This window comes from Shimia sp. MIT1388 (assembly GCF_047124445.1).
Taxonomy (GTDB): domain Bacteria; phylum Pseudomonadota; class Alphaproteobacteria; order Rhodobacterales; family Rhodobacteraceae; genus Shimia.
Genome location: NZ_CP138921.1, coordinates 2912523 through 2930533, shown reverse-complemented (window position 1 = coordinate 2930533; position 18011 = coordinate 2912523). Strand labels below are relative to the sequence as shown.

Sequence of the window (18011 nt, the reverse complement as noted above, 5' to 3'; positions counted from 1 at the left end):
TCTTTATCGGTGTTGGTCAATCAGGATGGTGTTGCCATCCGGATCTTGCAGCATCAGGCTCGCGGGCCCCTCAGAGGCCTCATCCGCCTCGCTCATCAACTCAAGGCCTTTGTCCTTAAGTTGTTTTTGTAGATCGCGCACATCGGTGAACGCGTCAGTGTTCTGCGCGCTCTGATCCCAGCCGGGATTGAACGTCAGGATGTTGCCTTCAAACATACCCTGAAACAGCCCAATCACATGGTCACCGTTTTTCAGAATGCACCAGTTCTCGTCGGGTTGGCCGCCCATCATCTCAAAACCAAGCTTTTCATAGAAGGCTTTGCTCGCGGCCAAATCCTTGACCGCCAAACTCACCGAAAACGCGCCCAAATCCATCTGTGTCATCCTAAATCTCCTCGTTAAAATGCTTCATCACAAGGCGGATCGGATTGGGCGCAGCCTGTCCTAGGCCACAGATGCTGGCGTCGCTCATCACCTGACACAGATCTTCCAGCAGGGGCTGATCCCAACTGTCCGCTTGCATCAGTTTAACAGCTTTTTCACAGCCCGTTCGGCACGGCGTACATTGGCCACAGCTCTCGTCCTCAAAGAACTTCAGCATATTTAGAGCCGCATCCCGCGCGCTGTCCTCATCAGACAGCACCACCACGGCGGCGGAGCCAATAAAGGTGCCCAGCGGCTGCAAAGTGTCAAAATCCAGAGGCACATCCGACATCGAGGCGGGCAAAAGGCCGGAGGAGGGCCCACCCGGCTGGAATGCTTTGAAGTTGTGCCCGTCCATCATGCCGCCTGCGGCAGCGATGATGTCCAGAATGGTGGACCCAGCTGGCAGTTCATACACGCCCGGCGCTTTCACGCGACCGGATACAGAATAGCTGCGCAGGCCGGTGCGGCCGTTGAGTTCGACAGAAGACATTGCTTCTGCACCCTCACGCACAATCCGCGCCACCCAATAGAGTGTCTCGACGTTGTGCACCAAGGTGGGGCGGTTGAAGATACCCACCTGCGCCACAAATGGCGGGCGGTGACGGGGCAATCCGCGTTTGCCCTCGATCGACTCGATCATCGCGCTTTCTTCGCCACAGATGTACGCCCCTGCGCCACGGCGCAGATCAATGTAGCCCGGCGCCACAATCCCAGCCGCTTCCAGCTTGGCAATCTCTCGTGTCAAAATGAGTCGCACCGCTGGGTATTCATCGCGCAGATAGATAAAGCAGGTCTCCGCTTCCACAGCCCAGGCCGCAATCAACATGCCCTCAAGGAAAAGATGCGGACGGCGCTCTAAGTAGTAGCGGTCTTTAAACGTGCCCGGTTCGCCTTCGTCGCCGTTCACCGCAAGATAGCGTGGCCCCGCGTTGGCGCGCACAAAGCCCCACTTCTTGCCAGACGGGAATCCCGCGCCGCCAAGCCCGCGCAGACCACTGGCCAGCACTTGCTCCTGCACTGCTTCCCAATCTCCGCTGTTGCGCAGTTTGAGCAACTCAGCATAGCCACCTTCGTCCTGATAGGCGGTGAGGTCTTCATACTCAGGAATACGCGCATGGGTGTCATTGGCGGCAATCGCGGCCTCAACCTTTTCCACCGTGGCGTGGTCAATGTGATTGTGGCCCAATTCCAATGTCGGAGCGGTATCGCAGCGCCCCATGCAGGGTGCCCGCAGCACGCGCACTTCGGACGGATCCATTCCGTCTTTCAGCGCCTGATGCAATTGCTCCGCACCCGCCAATTCGCAGGAGAGCGAATCACATACCCGAATGGTCAGGGCAGGGGGGGGAGTCTCGTCCTCGGAGACCACATCAAAGTGGGCATAGAAGGTGGCAACCTCGTAGAGCTCAGCCTGCCCCACCCGCATTTCTTCCGCCAAAGCGCGGATGTGCGCCGCAGACAGATGCCCGTAAGCGTCTTGAATAAGGTGCAAAAACTCGATCAGCAGGTCACGTCGACGCGGGGTCTCCCCCAAAAGCGCCTGAACCTCAGCAAGCGCGGCATCCTCAACCTGACGCCCTTTGGGCGTGCGGCGCGATTTGCCTGTGCCTTTTTTCTTCCAAACTCCCTTGGAATCGTCCAGCGGTACCATGGTCACCTCCCTGCCAGATGGGTTACGGTGGCATCACGCAAAGTGATAATCAATCAGGTAAAACTTAAGTTGCGATAAGTTTTGATTATGTTGCGCTCAATCCAAGCGTCCGACGCAGCGCCTCTACCGTGGACAGGCCCGGATCGCGATGGGGCGACACCAGACTCACATCTTTCTCTTCCTCAGGGGAGGTGAGCGGCAGGGCAACGGTATTTGGCATGTCGCCCAAACAGTTGGCCAAGCCAGCCGGGATCACTGTCGCGGCCACGCCATTGGCCGCCATCAACATGGAGGCGGTGAACTCCCCGGTTTCCGCCACCACATTGGGGATCACACCAAGGTCGCGGAAAATCACATCCAGAATCCGTCGGTTTTGCATGCTCGGGTCCAGAAGGCTCAACGGCAAGGCGGCGGCTTCTTCCCAACTGGCCGTGCCAGTGTCTCGCGGGGCGAGGGCTTTGGGCGCCAACAGCAGATAGCTCTCATTATAGAGGTGTTCCACGCGCACCATCTCTGGCGACACCCCTTCGCCATAGGTAATGCCCGCATCAAAAACGCCGTTCTCCAACCCTTGTTGGATTGCCAGCGAAGACACGGTCTGCAGGCGCACTATGATGCCAGGGTGATCTGCACGCAGGTTCTGCACCGCCTCGGCGGCAAAGCCCACCGCCGTTGGAATCACGCCAATCGTCATCCGCCCGGTGATCTCGCCACCCGCCGAGCGGAACTCTTCTTCCAGCAGTTTGACGCTGTCCATGATCTTGCGGGCATGGCGCACCAGCGCCTCCCCCTCCGGCGTGAACCCCTGAAACCGGTTGCCCCGCTTCACAATCGCCGCATCAAGCCGCTCTTCCAGCTTTCGAATGCGCATGCTGAAGGCGGGCTGGGACACGCCGCATTCCTCTGCTGCCCGCGCAAAATGCCCGTGGCGCGCCAAGGAGGACAGGAATTCAAGGTCTTTGAGGCTGATCACAGGGGCGCTCCGATTTGGCAGTCTTGCAAGCTCTAGCCGCTTTGACTGAGCCACACCAGCCTGCGCTGCCGAGGGCGATTCGAGGGTAAAACGGGGGCGCATCTCCGACCAAGGTAAGATTATTGCTGCCAATCTCCCCAAAAACCGTGTCAGGAAGCGCGACAAGGGGACGCGACATTACAAGATAAGCGAATGTTCGCTGGACGGGTTGCAACACCTTCGTTAAATAGCGGCGGAGAGAGGCTGCGGGTAACTGCGGCCCCAACCGATATGGGCCGCATGCCGGCTGAAAAATGGAGGAACCTCGTGTCCCACGCAGAAGATCACGAAGGCACCCGGAGAGACTTTCTCTACTACGCCACCGCCGGCGCAGGTGCCGTGGCTACTGGTGCCGCCGTCTGGCCGCTGGTCAATCAGATGAACCCCTCCGCCGACGTGCGCGCGCTCTCCTCGATTCGCGTTGATACGTCTGGCATCGAGCCGGGTACGCAGCTGACCGTTAAATGGCTGGGTAAGCCGGTGTTCATTCGCCGCCGCACACAGCAGGAAATCGATGACGCCCGCGCGGTTAACGTGGACGAGCTGTCCATCGACCAGGGCTCTCAGAACGCCAACAAGCCAGGCACCGATGCGGCGGATGAAAACCGCTCCATGGACGAAGCTGGCGAATGGCTGGTGATGATGGGTGTGTGTACCCACCTCGGTTGTGTGCCTCTGGGCGACGGCGCCGGTGACTTTGGCGGTTGGTTCTGCCCATGCCACGGCTCCCACTACGACACCTCCGGCCGCATCCGCAAAGGTCCGGCTCCTGAAAACCTCCACGTTCCTGTTGCCCGTTTTGAGGGCAGCGAACTGGTCCTCGGATAAGGAGACGCGCGAATGTCTGGTATCCCACACGATCACTACGAGCCCAAATCCAAGGGCACAAAATGGGTTGAGAGCCGCCTGCCAGTAATCGGCCTGCTCTATGACACCCTGATGATCCCAACTCCTAAAAACCTGAACTGGTGGTGGATCTGGGGCATCGTTCTGGCGTTCTGCCTGGCGCTGCAGATTGTCACCGGCATTGTTCTGGTGATGCACTACACCCCACACGTGGATTTGGCCTTTGCTTCCGTTGAGCACATCATGCGCAACGTGAACGGCGGTCACATGATCCGCTACCTGCACATGAACGGCGCCTCGCTGTTCTTCTTTGCGGTCTACATCCACATCTTCCGTGGCCTCTACTACGGCTCTTATAAAGCCCCACGTGAGATCACATGGATTGTCGGCATGATCATCTACCTGTTGATGATGGCCGCAGGCTTCATGGGCTACGTACTGCCTTGGGGTCAGATGTCCTTCTGGGGTGCAACCGTGATCACCGGCCTGTTTGGCGCGATCCCGTTCATCGGCGAGCCAATCCAGACCTGGCTGCTCGGCGGACCGGCAGTGGACAACGCCACTCTGAACCGCTTCTTCTCGCTGCACTACCTGGTGCCGTTTGTGATTGCCGCGCTGGTGATCGTCCACATCTGGGCGTTCCACACCACGGGCAACAACAACCCAACCGGTGTTGACGTGCGCAAAGGCTCCAAAGAAGAAGCCGAGAAAGACACCCTGCCATTCTGGCCCTACTTCGTGATCAAAGATCTCGTGGGTCTGGCAATTGTTGTCACCATCTTCTTCGCCATCGTTGGCTTCATGCCAAACTATCTGGGCCACCCGGACAACTACATCGAAGCGAACCCGCTGGCGACACCTGCACACATCGTGCCTGAATGGTACTTCCTGCCATTCTACGCGATCCTGCGTGCCTTCACCGCCGACGTTTGGGTTGTGATGTTCACCAGCTGGATCACCGGCGGCATCATCGACGCGAAGTTCTTCGGTGTTCTGGCGATGTTTGGTGCGATCATTGCGATGGCTCTGGTGCCATGGCTCGATACCTCCCGCGTGCGCTCCGGTCGTTTCCGTCCGATGTTCAAGTGGTGGTACGCCCTTCTGGTTGTCGACTTCATCGTTCTGATGTGGGCCGGCGCAATGCCAGCGGAGCCGCCATACTCCACCATCTCCCTGATTGGTGCGACCTACTGGTTCGCGTACTTCTTCGTGATCCTGCCGATCCTCGGTGTGATCGAAAAGCCGACAACGCCGCCGGTCACCATCGAAGAAGATTTCAACGCCCACTACGGCAAACCTGCTGAATAAGAGGACACAGGATTATGCTTAAGAAACTTAGCATTGCTGCTCTGGCCGCCCTGTCTTTCTCGGCAGGTGGCGCGATGGCAGCGGGTGGCGCAGGCCACGTCGAAGACATCGCCTTCTCCTTTGAAGGTCCATTTGGCAAGTTCGACCAGAACCAGCTGCAACGCGGTCTTCAGGTCTACACCGAGGCTTGCTCGGCGTGTCACGGTATGAAGTTTGTGCCTCTGCGCACCCTGGCGGACGAAGGTGGTCCACACCTGCCGGAAGATCAGGTGCGTGCATACGCTGCGCAGTTCCCAATCAACGACGAGGCGTCAAACATGCATTTGTATGACGCTGAGAACGATGAGTTCCGGGCATTGAAGGAAACTGACTTCTTCCCTGCCAACAACTCCCAAGGTGCACCGGACCTTAGCCTAATGGCGAAGGCCCGCGCGGGTTTCCACGGCCCGCAGGGCACCGGCATCAACCAACTGCTGAAAGGCATGGGCGGTCCTGAGTACATCTATTCTGTTTTGACTGGTTACACCGGTGAGGAGAAGGTAGAAGCAGGTACCACGTTCTACGAAAATACCGCCTTCCCAGGCGGTTGGATCTCTATGGCACCGCCTCTGTACGGTGAGGATGTGGAGTTTGCCGACGGTCACTCCAACTCTCTGCACCACGAAGCGGAAGACGTGTCTGCCTTCCTGATGTGGACTGCAGAGCCAAAAATGATGGCGCGTCAGCGCGCAGGTCTGACCGGCGTTCTGTTCCTGTCCCTGCTCAGCGTGTTGCTCTACCTGACCAACAAGAAGCTTTGGGCGCCAATCAAAGGCAAAAAGCTCAACCTCTGATGAGCTGATCAGGACTTAAAGTTGAACGCCCCGCTGGTTTGGCCAGCGGGGCGTTTTCATTTTTTGCTTGGGAAAACCATAGAATCGGGCGCACACTGGATCAGGCGACGGGACTCACAGGACCGGAGGCTCTAGATGTTTCGACTATTCTCGGCACTAACGACCTTGCTTTTTTTGGGCAGCAGCCCGCTTTGGGCCAACCCAATAACCCTTTCGGACTCAGATGATTGGCGCATCCGCGGCACGCTTGGCCTGTTTGCGGCTGCCAAAACCAACGGGGATGTCACCGTGGCTGGTAACACCGCTGCGCTGGATATGAACCTCAAAGACGCGCTGGAGCATCTGGATTTCACCACCACAGGCCGGCTGGAAGCCTGGCACGGACGCTTGGGGCTGATTGCGGAAGGCCACTACATCGGGCTGAGCGAAACAGCCACACTCTCCGCAGGTCCCGGTGCAGGCCGCTCTGCAGAGGTGGAGTCCACCCAAAGCTGGCTTGGTCTTCTGGTTGGCTATCGCGCAATCAGCGGTGAAATGGGCAATGGGCGCCCCTATGCCTTCGATGTTCAAGGGGGCGCGCGCTACAACCGCCTGACACAAAGTGTGGTCGGCTCTGGTGGACTGGTGAACGCGGGCGGCACAGAGCGCTGGTGGGAGCCTGTGGTTGGTGCGCGCTATGCGTGGGAGATCGCGGACAGCTGGACGGGCGCCATCGCTGTGGACGCCAGCGGGTTTGGCGCCAACGGCAACGACCTCGCCTGGAGCGCCAACTTGGCGATCTCCAAACAATTCAACGCGCGCTCCTCGGTGGTGTTTGGTTGGCGGCACTATGACATCAACTTTGAAACCACCCGCTCAGACGGGGCCTTTGGCGCGGATTTCTACTCCACTGGTCCCTTCATCGCCTACGCCTACACCTTCCGGTGACTTTCAGCATCCCAGCGCAAGACAACAAAAAAGCCGCCCAAAAGGCGGCTTCTTCTTCGCTGTGATGTAAGTCCTGAGACTTAGCCCTGGCGTGCTTTAAAGCGACGCTGGGTCTTGTTGATCACGTAAACGCGGCCCTTGCGGCGCACGATCCGGCAATCGCGGTGCCGGTTCTTGAGCGAGCGGAGCGAGTTCTTGACCTTCATGGGCCTTCTCCTCATTTCGCGGCGCTGCGGTGCGCCTGGGGTTACGGGACCTCTCAAATGAGAGGCGATGAATTCATGGTGGGCGATACTGGGATCGAACCAGTGACCCCTTCGATGTCAACGAAGTGCTCTACCGCTGAGCTAATCGCCCTTTACCGACGTATGTTCAATACCCCCTAACAAAAGGGGGCGCGGAAAACCCGCGCCGGTGGCGGTCTCTATAAAAGGAGTCGCAGGGGGGATCAAGGGCTTTTGGCGCAGTAATTTTTGCGGCTATAGTTTGAGGGAACAGGAGAGATGATGCAAACCACCGCTTACCGCATTTTTGAGCCTCAAACCGTGCAAACTTCAGTGGTTTTTGCCTCCCCGCACAGCGGCTGCGACTATCCGGAATGGTTCATCCGCCGCTCTTTGCTCAATGCCCACACGATTCGCTCTTCTGAAGACGCCTATGTGGACCAACTCTTTGCCGACGCCCCGAAGTTTGGCGCGCCGTTTCTGGTTGCCCGCGCTCCTCGCGCTCTTCTTGATCTGAACCGCGCCGCCGAAGAACTCGACCCGGCGCTCATTCAAGGTGTGCGCAAAGTGGGCCACAACCCTCGCGTGGCCTCCGGCCTTGGTGTGATTCCCCGCGTGGTGGCCAATGGCCGCGCGATTTATCATGGGAAGATGACCCGCGACGAAGCCGACGCGCGAATCGACACCTACTGGCGCCCCTACCACAGTGCCCTCAAGGGGCTTCTGGACAACGCACGACACAGCTTCGGCGAGGCGATCCTGATCGACTGCCATTCCATGCCGCGAGAGGCGGTCGAAAGCGCTACGCGCCGTGGCGTGCAGCGGCCCGAGATTGTGCTGGGCGACCGCTTTGGCGCGGCCGCTGATGTGGAGCTGGTGGACCAGATCGAAGCCGCCTTCCTGAAGGCCGGTTTTGTGGTGTCTCGCAACACGCCTTTTGCCGGGGCCTATGTGACGCAACATTACGGCCGCCCCCTCAAAGCGCAGCATGCCATCCAAATCGAAATCGACCGCTCGCTTTACATGGACGAAGCCACCATCCAGCCGCACGCCGATTTTGACAGCTTCCGCGCCCGACTGGCCGAGGTGGTTGCCCAAATCGCCCGCTTGGGCCAGCCAGACGCCAACAGCCTCGCTGCGGAATAGGCCCAAACCGTTGACCTGACCCACAAGCTTGGTAAGGCTTCTCGCAAAGACGAGGAGACCAGAATGGCCAGTGCTTTGATTGTGATTGATGTGCAAAACGACTTCTGCCCCGGCGGCGCCTTGGCGGTGCCCGAAGGCGACCAGATCGTCTCCGGCATCAACGCCCTGATGGACGACTTCGACACCGTTGTCCTGACCCAAGATTGGCACCCGGCCGGGCACTCTTCATTCGCAAGCAGCCACGATGGAAAATCCCCCTATGAGTTGATCGACATGGCCTACGGCCCACAGGTACTTTGGCCGGATCATTGCGTGCAAGGCAGCGCGGGCTCTGACCTGCACGCTGATCTCAACGTGACCCGCGCCAATGTCATCATCCGCAAAGGCACCAACCCGGCCATCGACAGCTACTCCGCGTTTTTTGAGAACGACCAAAAAACCCCAACCGGGCTAGACGGTTACCTGAAAACTTTGGGCGTCACCGAGATCACTATGGTGGGCCTTGCCACCGATTTCTGTGTGCAGTTTTCCGCGCTCGATGCCGCCCGTTTGGGTTTCAAAGTCACCGTCCGCGAAGACCTCTGCCGCGCAATTGACCTAGATGGGTCCCTACAGGCCGCACAAAATGCCATGGACGCAGCAGGTATTTCTCGCATTTGAAAGATAATCTTCTTGGTTTGTTAACCAATCATCGGGCATTTACCCATTGTTAGTTGTCTGAGAAGATTGGGAAATGGCTGCGGAAATTCACGAGCTTAACCGGGCCCTAGAGGCTTTTGACCGGCGCAACACGCCGGCGGGGTTGCTGGTGCGCTACGCCCGTGGCCGTCTGCGTTATTTCTTCAGTCGCCAGGCCCTAACGCTTTTTGGCGCGACGATCCTGGCCTTCTCTGTCTCCCTGCAAACGGGTTTTTTGGCGCTGTTTGTGACGGTGATGGGGGATCTGATCGACAGCTACGTGCTCCGCAGTGTGCAAAATCAATTGCATCGGGGTGTGCCGGTTCAGGAGCTCCTGCGCAAAACCACGCTAACGGCTGTCGCTCAGTCTTTTGGCCTATCCGTATTTGTTGCCATCCTTTGGCTGGCCATTCCCCACGAAGTCGCCTTGCTTCTGTGCCTTGCATATATGGGGGCAGGGGCAGTGAACGCGATTATGGCGCTCGCTTATCATCGCACCGCTGCACTTGCTCGGCTTGCGGTTTACGGCGTGACTGTCACACTCCTGTTTGCCGCTGATTTCTATGTGCTTGAGCATCAACGCGAGCAGTTTTTCTACAACGTCGCGGCCACGCTTATGGTGGCCTACACCATGCTGCCCTTTGTCAGCTACGTGACCACCGGCCGCCTGCGGGATCTGCGCCAACAGCGCCGCCAGATCGAACAAGGCTTGGAGCTTGCCAAGGCCAATGCCTCCCTGGTGGCGCGTCAGCGCGAAGGCCGGTTCCTGTCCTCGATTGCTGAAAACGCCGTCGACAGCATCATCATGCTGGACGCGGACGCCAACACGCTCTGGGTCAACCCGGCTTTCACCCGCAAAACAGGTTACAAACTGTCCGAGGTGGTGGGCAAGCATCCCTCCGACTATCTGCACGGCCCGCGCTCGGATCCCGCAATTCTGGCGCGCTTCACCAACGCGATCAACGAAGGCGTCGCCGCGCATGGCGAGAACGTCAACTACACTAAGATCGGCGCGCCATTCTGGGTGGAAACCAATCTCTCGCCAGTCTTTGATGAAAACGGCAAGCTGGAGATGGTGATCTCCGTAGACCGCGACATCACCCTGAAAAAACAGCGCGAGGTCGAATTGGCCGAAGCCAAACGGGCCGCCGAACAGGGCGAACGCGCCAAAACCGCCTTCCTGGCCACAATGAGCCACGAAATCCGTACACCGATGAACGGCATCATTGGTATGTCCGACCTGCTGAGTGACGCCAAGTTGAGCCCTGAGGAAGCGCTCTATGTGCAGACCATCCGCCATTCCTCTGAGGCGCTGCTGACCATCATCAACGACATCCTCGACTTCTCCAAACTACAGGACGGTCACCTGAAGATCAGTTCGGTGGCCTTTGAGTTGCAGCCCTGTCTGGATGAAGTCATGAACCTGATGCGCCCACAGGCGGCGGCCAAAGGCATCCCGCTAAATGTCGAATGTGCCGCCAACCTGCCAGGCACTGTGTGGGGCGACGATGGACGCCTGCGCCAAATCCTTGTGAATATCATTGGCAATGCCATCAAATTCACCGAGACCGGCAGCGTCACTGTGCATGTCGGCACGGTGAAAGAGGGCCCGGACCACGGTCTGGAAGTATCCGTCACCGACACCGGCATCGGCATCGCGCCGGATCGCATCGAGCATGTGTTTGATCAGTTTGCTCAAGCGGATGCCGCCACCACCCGTCGCTTTGGTGGCACGGGTTTGGGCTTGGCGATCTCGCGCCAACTGGCCCGCATGATGGGCGGAGACGTCATTGCCACCAGCGCGGTGAATGTCGGCAGCTGTTTTGTCATCACCGTGGACTTCCCGGAGGTCAATCTCCCGGTCAAGCGCCTGGCAAACCCCGATGTTTTGCCGGAACCGGCAGTGTTTGCAGGCACCACTGTGCTTCTGGCGGAGGACAATCGCACCAACCGCTTCCTCGTGCAAAAACTTCTCAAGGACCTGCCGCTCACTCTGATCACGGCCGTAAATGGCAAAGAGGCAGTGGAAAAGGTCAAGGAACATAAGCCCGACGTGGTGCTGATGGACATGTCCATGCCGGAGATGGACGGGCTCGACGCCACGCGTTTCATTCGCAATCACATCCCGGTGCAGCCGCACATCATTGCCCTCACTGCCAACGCTTACCGCAGTGACCGACAGGCCTGTTTGGAGGCCGGCATGAACGGATTCCTGCCCAAGCCGGTGCGCCGCGGTGACCTACTGAAGGCCATCGCACAGGGGCTGGAAAGCCGCACCCGCGTGGTTCAGTCGCGCTGACACCCCCATAAGGGCTTCCAGACCCTTGGTTTTCTGGGTATCAACGGCGAAACGAGACTGTGAGGACCAGAGAATATGGTCGATATCGCCACCCGTGTCTGGAACCACAAATGGAAAATTGATCCCATTGTGCGCTCCCTCATCGACAACGACTTTTATAAGTTGCTGATGTGTCAGTCGATTTTTCGCAATCGCCCTGACGCGCATGTCACCTTTAGCCTGATCAACCGGTCTTCCAGCATTCGCTTGGCGGATCTGATCGACGAAGGCGAGTTGCGCGAACAGCTCGACCATATCCAGTCTCTGTCTCTGAGCCGTGGCGAGAGCACCTTCCTGCGCGGCAACACCTTTTACGGCAAGCGCCAGATGTTCCGCCCGGACTTTATGGAGTGGTTCGAAAACATGCGCCTACCAGACTACCATCTGGAAAAGCGCGACGGCCAGTATGAGCTGACCTTTGAAGGCAAATGGCATGAGGTCATGTTGTGGGAAATCCCAGCTCTGGCAGTCCTGATGGAGCTGCGCGGCCGCGCGGTGCTGCACGACATGCGAAAGTTTGAGCTGCAAGTGCTCTACGCTCGCGCCATGACCAAGCTGTGGGAGAAAATCGACCACCTGCGCACCCTGCCGGACCTGCGCATTGCCGATTTCGGCACCCGCCGCCGCCATTCCTATCTGTGGCAGGATTGGTGCGTGCAGGCCATGGTCGAAGGGCTCGGCGACAAGTTTGTTGGCACCTCCAACTGCCTCATTGCGATGAAACGCGATCTGGAGGCCATTGGCACCAATGCCCACGAGCTGCCCATGGTGTTCTCGGCCTTGGCGGATACCGATGAAGAGCTGCGCCAGGCACCTTACAAAGTCCTCGCCGACTGGCATGAGGAGCACGAAGGTAACCTGCGCATCATCTTGCCGGACACTTATGGCACCGAAGGCTTCCTGCAGCGCGCGCCAGATTGGCTTGCGGGCTGGACCGGCATCCGCATCGACAGCGGCGATCCCGCCAAGGGTGCCGAAACCGCCATCCGTTGGTGGAAAGAGCGCGGCGAAGACCCGACCAAGAAACTGGTGATTTTCTCCGATGGCTTGGACACTGACAAAATCGCCGAGCTGCACACACAGTTTGCCGGTCGCGTGCGTGTGTCCTTTGGCTGGGGAACCTTGTTGACCAACGACTTCCGCGGCTTGACGCCGGATGACGGTCTCGCGCCGTTCTCCATGGTCTGCAAAGCCATCAAAGCCAACGGCAAACCGACGGTGAAACTGTCAGACAACCCCAACAAGGCCATGGGTCCCGCCAGCGAAATTGAGCGCTACAAACGCGTGTTTGGCGTGGGGCAGCAGGACGAAATGGAAGTGATCGTCTAAGCGGTCTGCATCAGGAAAGTCTGCACCAAAGCCATCGTGCTTGGGTCCCGCAATATCCGCGTGTGACCCAGGCCTTCGGTGACTTCAAACTGCGCACCTTTCCAGGCCTCGACCACCTGTTGCCCTTCTGAAAGTGGCACCTGCTTGTCGTCGCGGTCATGCAGGATCAGGGCATCCTGATCCAAGACCGACGCATTAAGCGGCGTGCGAAATTCATCAAACGCCCGCCCATACCGTGCCTCGATCAGCGCCTGCGCCCTCCCTGTGACCTTATCCGTGGCCCCAAGCATTCGCCCGGCCTGCGCCAGATAGGTGCCCGGATACACCGGAGGCGCAATCAGAATGGCGCGCTTGGCAGCCATGCCCAGCCGCAAGGCTGTTGCCACTGCCGCACCCCCCATGGAGTGGCCGATCACCGCATCAAACGCGCCTTCTTGTGCGGCAAACATCTCCAGCGCATCGACAAAATCTGGCAGGGCGGCATTGCGCATAGGCGACTTGCCATGCCCCGGGGCATCAAACCCCACCACCTCATAACCGGCTGCCACCAGCGGTTCGGCCAAGCCGCTCAACTGGCTGACACGCCCGCCAAACCCATGCATCAAAAGCACTTTCGGATGTGGTCCTGCGCTTTCCGGCACCCAGCGGTAGACCGACAGAAACCCCAGTGCGCCAAACCGCCGTCGTGTGTAGCGCGCCTGCGCCATGGCTGCGCGCTCCCATGCCCGCACCTTTGGCCTTGGCGGTGTGGTGAACAGATGCGCCAGCCGCACCGCCGCGCGATCTGGCGCACTCCGCGACAGCGCCCACATTTGCCCCCGCAGCGCCGCCAACATCGCCAGCTTTTTGATCTGGGGCAGCTTGCGCCGCCGCCGTACAAAGGAAGGAACACTGCTGTCGGTCATCACTCTCTCCTGCGTCACACGCACTTGGGTTCCAAAATAGAACCCACTGCTCGAGTCATAAGTTCTAAATCGGAACTGAGTCAAGTTCTGTTTTGGAACCTATTGGGAAAATCCGCCAGAGATGCTACATCAGACTCATGAAATGGACTGATCTCCCCAACGAAGGCTGCTCTGTGGCCCGCACAATGTCAGTGCTCGGCGACCGCTGGACGCTGCTCATCCTTCGCGACACGCTTTTTGGCATCCGCCGCTTTGATGACATACAGAAACGTCTAAAGATCACGCGCCACGTGTTGTCAGATCGTCTCAAACGTTTGGAATCCCACGGCCTTTTGGAGCGCAAACCCTATCAGGAGCGCCCCACGCGTTACGAGTATCACCCAACGCAGGCGGCCAGAGACTTTGTGCCGGTGATGCAGGCCATGACCGCTTGGGCGCAGACCCATCTGCCTACGGAAAAATCGGAACCCTACCGATTCCTTGATCGCGCAACGCGCAATCCCACGGACCCAAAGGTGATCGACGCCAACACCGGCGCCGAAATCACCTCGCAGTCGATTTGGGTGGAAGCCAACCGGGGTTAAGCCAGATACCGCTGTGCCATGGCGATGGCCCGCTCAGCATAATCCCGCACCGCCGGATGATCGTCGGCATAGCGTCCGATGACCCAGCCACAAGACGCCATCGCCCGCATCACAGTAAACGCCAGCAGCAACTGTTCCGCATTGTCCGGCAAGGCCCGCACTGAGGCATAGCCGCGTAACAAAGCAGCTCCCAAGGCCGGCTCGTTGGTTTGATCCCAATTCTGGGACATGGCCACGCCCAGCTCATACATGCGGAAGCCAAACACGCCGTCATCAAAATCGATCAGCCGCGTTTGACCCTCCTGAACCAGCACATTTTCCCGCAACGCATCCGCATGTATCAGACCAAAATCGCCCCCCGCATCGGCATGCGCTCCAATCTCGGACCGCAGCTTCTCGCGACAGGACAGCAGCAGCGCAGCTTCCTCCTTAGAAAGGCTGGCATTCTCCCAGAACCGTCCCCAGGACGGCGCATCGCCCAGCAACGCGTCCAGATCCAACACCTCACGCTCAAACGCGTCTGGCCGCTGCATTGCGTCGCTGGCCACATGCAACCGCGCCAGTTCGGTCCCCAGCGCCTCATGCAGCCGTTCTTGCTCCGCCGCCTCCATCGCCAGTTGCACACCACCTTCGCCCAGCGGCGCACCGTCCAGCCAGGTCACCAGCGAGGCCACACGCGACCCATCGGTCGCCAGCACGTCGCCTGCCAAGGTGCGGATCGGCTGCGGAACCTCCATGCCGGCCTCTACCAATGCCTCTGACCACCACAATTCTGAGCGGATCGCATCATCGCTCTGATATCCCGGCCGATGTAGGCGCAACGCCGCGCGCTGCCCATCCGGTCCCGCCGCCTCCAAGACAATGTTCTCACGGTTCTTGATCAACCGAGGTGTCATCTCCACACCCCAAGCCTTTAACGCCTCTTGCGCAGCTACAATCGCCTCGTGATTGTTCATAGCACCGCCTCAAAGGCCGCGTTCATGGTCTCCACCAGCAGGTCCGTATTGCCGCGATCAAACGCACAGGGCGGGCGGATTTTTAACGTGTTGTCGTAGCGCCCCTCGCTGTGCAACAGCACGCCGCGATTGCGCATCTCATCAATCATCGCCGTGCAAATCTCGGTCGCCGGTTTCCCGTCGCGCCACAGTTCTACGCCAAAGAACAGGCCGGAGCCGCGCACATCGGTAATCACGTCATAGCGCGCCTGCAGCTCTTTCAACTGCGCCACCGCATAAGCACCCACATCCGCCGCGTTCGCCACAAGCCCTTCGTCTTCAATCACGTTCAGCACCGCATGTGCCGCCGCCGCGCTCACCGGGTTGCCGCCGAAAGTGTTGAAGTATTTGAAGCCTTCTTGAAACGCGGTCAGGATTTCCGGCCGCGTGATCGTCGCCGCCACTGGATGCCCATTCGCCATCGGCTTGCCCAAAGTCACGATGTCCGGCGCAAAGCCAAGCTTCTGGTGGCCCCACCAATGGCTGCCAATCCGGCCAAATCCCGGCTGCACCTCATCAGCAATCACAATACCACCCGCCGCCTTCACCGCCGCAACGGCCTCATCAAGGAAGCCCTCTTCCAGTGTCGGGAAACCTTCGTTGGCAAAGTAGGGACAGATGATCAGCGCCGACACCCCATGTTCGGAGGCTTCAAGTTCGGCAATCGCCGCCTTAACCGCTGCGGTGAAGGCCGCTTTTTGCCCTTCTCGGGTGCCGCCAACCGGCTGCATATTGTCAGGTGCGGGCACCCGTTTCACATGATCCTTGAAACCGCCAATCGGCACCTTGGAGCTGTTGAGCTGGCTCACCGCCGAAGTGTTGCCGTGATAGGTATTGTCGGTGGTGATCACGCCGGTCTTGCCGGTCATCGCCTGCGCCATGCGCAGCGCCACATCATTGGCCTCGGACCCGGAACAGACCATCACCATGCTGGTCAGGTCATGGTCAAACTTCGCGGTCAGCGCTTCGCCATAATCCAGAATCCCGTCGTGCACATACCGTGTATGGGTGTTCAGTGTCGCAGCCTGCGTCGCAATTGCCTCTACCACGCGCGGGTGGCAATGCCCGACATGCGGCACGTTGTTGTAACAGTCCAGATATTTGCGTCCGTCCGTGTCCCACAACCACACACCTTCACCGCGTGCGAGATGCACTGGCTCTTTGTAAAATGTGGTGACATGTGGCCCCAACAGCCGCTTGCGCCGCGCCAATGCGTCCGACATGGCTTGCTCCCTCAATTTGCTCCCGCGCCATTACTGCGCCCGAACTCATGAGGCTGCAACCACCAATCAATCGTCGCGGCCAACCTTCCCACGCATGGCCTTCACCTCGCCACGTTCTTTCTTGGCCTTCAGGCGCCGCTGCTGACTGCCATAGGTGGGTTTGGTCTTGATCCGGCGCTTGGGGGCCACCAAAGATTTGCGGATCAACTCCGCTAGACGATCGCGCGCAATGTCACGGTTGCGGGCCTGACTACGCGTCTCATCACATTGGATGATGATCGCGCCGTCTTTTGTCCAGCGCCGTCCGGCGAGCCGTTTGAGCCGCGCCTTCACGGGGGCCGACAGAGCAGGGGAGCGTGCCGCCTCAAAGCGGAGCTCCACAGCGGTTGCAACTTTGTTCACATTCTGACCACCGGGACCGCTGGCGCGCATGAACTGCTCGGTCAGCTCCCAGTCTTCAATTGTGATCTCATCGCTTATCCGAAGCATGACTCTCTCCGCGTTGCGCGGCCTGTTCGTTAAGATTTACCGGATTGTATGCGCTGGAAATTTGCACCTCCGCAATACAGTCAAAATACCGACGCGATACCGACGTGGCATTTGGGCGACTTTCAGAGGTTAATTCGGCAGCAAAAAGGGCTGCTTCCCGCGTTGGAAACAGCCCTTCGAGATGATTGGAGGTGCGTCGGTTAGGATCACACCAATTCGGACTTTACGTCAGCCAAGGGCTGCCTCAGCTGCGTTCTCCCCAAACTGTTCCGACCTCGTTCTCCATAGCTTCTCTAGACAATGGGCACCTCCTTTCAGATGATTTCGCGTATCTCCAGCCTGCCACAGGTTGGAGATAAGTCAAACAAAATCATGTGGTGCGTGCTGTCAAAGACCCCACGATCATGCGGAACGGCACAAGAGCGAGCAGCGCAAGCGTAAGTTTTACGCACCAATCGGCAAAGCCCAGGCTCACCCAAAGTGGCACCACAGGACCCGCGCCCAGCAGAGGCAGCATTTCACCCGCCCAGCTGACGTCGTTGCCTGGTTCGATTAAGGAGAGTGCGCCGCTGAAAGCAACGGTGAAGAAGATGGCTGTATCCACAGAGGAGCCGATCAGCGTCGAGGCCAATGGCGCCCGCCACCAAGCGCCTGCACGCAGCCGATCAAAGATCGCCACATCAAGCAGTTGCGCGGTCAGGAACGCGAGACCGGAGCCGATAGCGATGCGCAAAGTCACGGCAGGATAGGTAAAGCCGTCGCCTTCCAGCATGATCTGGGTGCCAATGAAGGAGCAGATCACACCCACGATGAAACCGGCAAAAACCACTTTGCGCGCGGCGGGCGCGCCATACACGCGGTTCATGACGTCGGTCACAAGAAAGGCGAGAGGATAGGTGAACGCCCCCCAGGTCAGCCACTGACCAAAGAGAAATTGCACAAGAATATTGGAGGCTACAACAATAGCAGCCATGGCAATGATGCCAGGAAGATAGGTCGTTTTCATTTGTCTGAGCCCGTTTTGACAAGGTAGCGGCGACTTGGCCCCGCGACCGTCGCGGGACGGAGCGCTCCTACAGCGCGGACCCCAGCAAATC

At 58.9% G+C, this 18011-nt stretch carries 18 protein-coding genes and 1 tRNA gene; 9 read left to right on the top strand and 10 right to left on the bottom strand.

What is annotated here, in order from left to right:
- Positions 1 to 3: 3 nt before the first annotated feature.
- The 3 genes from SIB92_RS14530 to SIB92_RS14520 all read right to left on the bottom strand — a co-directional run bounded on the left by SIB92_RS14530 (position 4) and on the right by SIB92_RS14520 (position 3050).
- On the bottom strand, positions 4 to 384 hold the full coding sequence (locus SIB92_RS14530; protein ID WP_412552720.1) for a VOC family protein: 381 nt from the start codon (positions 382 to 384) through the stop codon (positions 4 to 6).
- 1 nt (position 385) lies between these two features.
- Entirely contained in the window at positions 386 to 2077 is a 1692-nt protein-coding gene (locus SIB92_RS14525) for an NAD(P)H-dependent oxidoreductase subunit E (protein WP_412552719.1), read from the bottom strand.
- Between the two features lie 85 nt (positions 2078 to 2162).
- Positions 2163 to 3050, bottom strand: coding sequence for a LysR family transcriptional regulator (locus tag SIB92_RS14520; protein WP_412552718.1), 888 nt, complete (start codon positions 3048 to 3050; stop codon positions 2163 to 2165).
- Between the two features lie 306 nt (positions 3051 to 3356).
- On the opposite strand from SIB92_RS14520, the gene petA reads away from it, so the two are divergent.
- The 4 genes from petA to SIB92_RS14500 all read left to right on the top strand — a co-directional run bounded on the left by petA (position 3357) and on the right by SIB92_RS14500 (position 7003).
- Positions 3357 to 3917 (top strand): ubiquinol-cytochrome c reductase iron-sulfur subunit, encoded by a 561-nt coding sequence (petA, locus tag SIB92_RS14515; protein ID WP_294115586.1) that lies wholly within the window; start codon positions 3357 to 3359, stop codon positions 3915 to 3917.
- A gap of 12 nt (positions 3918 to 3929) precedes the next feature.
- Positions 3930 to 5243, top strand: coding sequence for a cytochrome b (gene petB / locus SIB92_RS14510; protein WP_412552717.1), 1314 nt, complete (start codon positions 3930 to 3932; stop codon positions 5241 to 5243).
- 14 nt (positions 5244 to 5257) lie between these two features.
- The gene (locus SIB92_RS14505) at positions 5258 to 6076 is read left to right on the top strand and encodes a cytochrome c1 (RefSeq protein WP_412552716.1); all 819 of its coding nucleotides are present in this window, start codon (positions 5258 to 5260) and stop codon (positions 6074 to 6076) included.
- Positions 6077 to 6211: 135 nt separating this feature from the next.
- A complete protein-coding gene (locus SIB92_RS14500; protein WP_412552715.1) occupies positions 6212 to 7003 on the top strand; it encodes a hypothetical protein in 792 nt (263 codons plus the stop codon).
- Positions 7004 to 7083: 80 nt separating this feature from the next.
- Here the strand turns inward: SIB92_RS14500 and ykgO are convergent, their stop codons facing one another.
- Positions 7084 to 7209 (bottom strand): type B 50S ribosomal protein L36, encoded by a 126-nt coding sequence (gene ykgO / locus SIB92_RS14495; protein ID WP_054004448.1) that lies wholly within the window; start codon positions 7207 to 7209, stop codon positions 7084 to 7086.
- A gap of 76 nt (positions 7210 to 7285) precedes the next feature.
- A tRNA-Val gene (locus tag SIB92_RS14490) sits at positions 7286 to 7360 on the bottom strand.
- Between the two features lie 149 nt (positions 7361 to 7509).
- On the opposite strand from SIB92_RS14490, the gene SIB92_RS14485 reads away from it, so the two are divergent.
- From SIB92_RS14485 to pncB, 4 genes are all read left to right on the top strand, one after another.
- Positions 7510 to 8373 carry an N-formylglutamate amidohydrolase gene (locus SIB92_RS14485; RefSeq protein ID WP_412552714.1) on the top strand — a complete coding sequence of 288 codons (864 nt, stop codon included), beginning with the start codon at positions 7510 to 7512 and terminating at the stop codon, positions 8371 to 8373.
- Positions 8374 to 8436: 63 nt separating this feature from the next.
- The gene (pncA, locus tag SIB92_RS14480) at positions 8437 to 9033 is read left to right on the top strand and encodes a bifunctional nicotinamidase/pyrazinamidase (RefSeq protein WP_412552713.1); all 597 of its coding nucleotides are present in this window, start codon (positions 8437 to 8439) and stop codon (positions 9031 to 9033) included.
- Positions 9034 to 9106: 73 nt separating this feature from the next.
- The gene (locus SIB92_RS14475; protein ID WP_412552712.1) at positions 9107 to 11350 is read left to right on the top strand and encodes an ATP-binding protein; all 2244 of its coding nucleotides are present in this window, start codon (positions 9107 to 9109) and stop codon (positions 11348 to 11350) included.
- A gap of 75 nt (positions 11351 to 11425) precedes the next feature.
- Positions 11426 to 12718 carry a nicotinate phosphoribosyltransferase gene (gene pncB, locus SIB92_RS14470; protein ID WP_412552711.1) on the top strand — a complete coding sequence of 431 codons (1293 nt, stop codon included), beginning with the start codon at positions 11426 to 11428 and terminating at the stop codon, positions 12716 to 12718.
- Here pncB and SIB92_RS14465 read toward each other — a convergent pair.
- Positions 12715 to 13623 (bottom strand): alpha/beta hydrolase, encoded by a 909-nt coding sequence (locus tag SIB92_RS14465; RefSeq protein WP_412552710.1) that lies wholly within the window; start codon positions 13621 to 13623, stop codon positions 12715 to 12717. The genes pncB and SIB92_RS14465 overlap by 4 nt on opposite strands.
- 137 nt (positions 13624 to 13760) lie before the next feature.
- On the opposite strand from SIB92_RS14465, the gene SIB92_RS14460 reads away from it, so the two are divergent.
- On the top strand, positions 13761 to 14207 hold the full coding sequence (locus SIB92_RS14460; RefSeq protein ID WP_412552709.1) for a winged helix-turn-helix transcriptional regulator: 447 nt from the start codon (positions 13761 to 13763) through the stop codon (positions 14205 to 14207).
- Here the strand turns inward: SIB92_RS14460 and SIB92_RS14455 are convergent.
- The 4 genes from SIB92_RS14455 to SIB92_RS14440 all read right to left on the bottom strand — a co-directional run bounded on the left by SIB92_RS14455 (position 14204) and on the right by SIB92_RS14440 (position 17920).
- On the bottom strand, positions 14204 to 15163 hold the full coding sequence (locus SIB92_RS14455) for a phosphotransferase enzyme family protein (protein WP_412552708.1): 960 nt from the start codon (positions 15161 to 15163) through the stop codon (positions 14204 to 14206). The two genes, SIB92_RS14460 and SIB92_RS14455, sit on opposite strands and share 4 nt — an antisense overlap.
- A complete protein-coding gene (locus SIB92_RS14450; RefSeq protein ID WP_412552707.1) occupies positions 15160 to 16425 on the bottom strand; it encodes an aminotransferase class III-fold pyridoxal phosphate-dependent enzyme in 1266 nt (421 codons plus the stop codon). Before SIB92_RS14450 ends, SIB92_RS14455 begins: the two co-directional genes overlap by 4 nt.
- 66 nt (positions 16426 to 16491) lie before the next feature.
- Positions 16492 to 16914, bottom strand: coding sequence for an alternative ribosome rescue aminoacyl-tRNA hydrolase ArfB (gene arfB, locus SIB92_RS14445; RefSeq protein WP_412552706.1), 423 nt, complete (start codon positions 16912 to 16914; stop codon positions 16492 to 16494).
- A gap of 370 nt (positions 16915 to 17284) precedes the next feature.
- A complete protein-coding gene (locus tag SIB92_RS14440) occupies positions 17285 to 17920 on the bottom strand; it encodes a queuosine precursor transporter (RefSeq protein ID WP_412552705.1) in 636 nt (211 codons plus the stop codon).
- Positions 17921 to 18011 lie beyond the last annotated feature (91 nt).

Coding starts and splice junctions, on each gene's coding strand:
- SIB92_RS14500 (WP_412552715.1), top strand. CDS start 6,212: ATGTTTCGACTATTCTCGGCACTAACGACCTTGCTTTTTTTGGGCAGC.
- arfB (WP_412552706.1), bottom strand. CDS start 16,914: ATGCTTCGGATAAGCGATGAGATCACAATTGAAGACTGGGAGCTGACC.
- SIB92_RS14455 (WP_412552708.1), bottom strand. CDS start 15,163: ATGAACAATCACGAGGCGATTGTAGCTGCGCAAGAGGCGTTAAAGGCT.
- SIB92_RS14460 (WP_412552709.1), top strand. CDS start 13,761: ATGAAATGGACTGATCTCCCCAACGAAGGCTGCTCTGTGGCCCGCACA.
- SIB92_RS14465 (WP_412552710.1), bottom strand. CDS start 13,623: ATGACCGACAGCAGTGTTCCTTCCTTTGTACGGCGGCGGCGCAAGCTG.
- petB (WP_412552717.1), top strand. CDS start 3,930: ATGTCTGGTATCCCACACGATCACTACGAGCCCAAATCCAAGGGCACA.
- ykgO (WP_054004448.1), bottom strand. CDS start 7,209: ATGAAGGTCAAGAACTCGCTCCGCTCGCTCAAGAACCGGCACCGCGAT.
- pncB (WP_412552711.1), top strand. CDS start 11,426: ATGGTCGATATCGCCACCCGTGTCTGGAACCACAAATGGAAAATTGAT.
- SIB92_RS14440 (WP_412552705.1), bottom strand. CDS start 17,920: ATGAAAACGACCTATCTTCCTGGCATCATTGCCATGGCTGCTATTGTT.
- SIB92_RS14475 (WP_412552712.1), top strand. CDS start 9,107: ATGGCTGCGGAAATTCACGAGCTTAACCGGGCCCTAGAGGCTTTTGAC.
- SIB92_RS14505 (WP_412552716.1), top strand. CDS start 5,258: ATGCTTAAGAAACTTAGCATTGCTGCTCTGGCCGCCCTGTCTTTCTCG.
- pncA (WP_412552713.1), top strand. CDS start 8,437: ATGGCCAGTGCTTTGATTGTGATTGATGTGCAAAACGACTTCTGCCCC.
- SIB92_RS14525 (WP_412552719.1), bottom strand. CDS start 2,077: ATGGTACCGCTGGACGATTCCAAGGGAGTTTGGAAGAAAAAAGGCACA.
- SIB92_RS14485 (WP_412552714.1), top strand. CDS start 7,510: ATGCAAACCACCGCTTACCGCATTTTTGAGCCTCAAACCGTGCAAACT.
- SIB92_RS14450 (WP_412552707.1), bottom strand. CDS start 16,425: ATGTCGGACGCATTGGCGCGGCGCAAGCGGCTGTTGGGGCCACATGTC.
- SIB92_RS14530 (WP_412552720.1), bottom strand. CDS start 384: ATGACACAGATGGATTTGGGCGCGTTTTCGGTGAGTTTGGCGGTCAAG.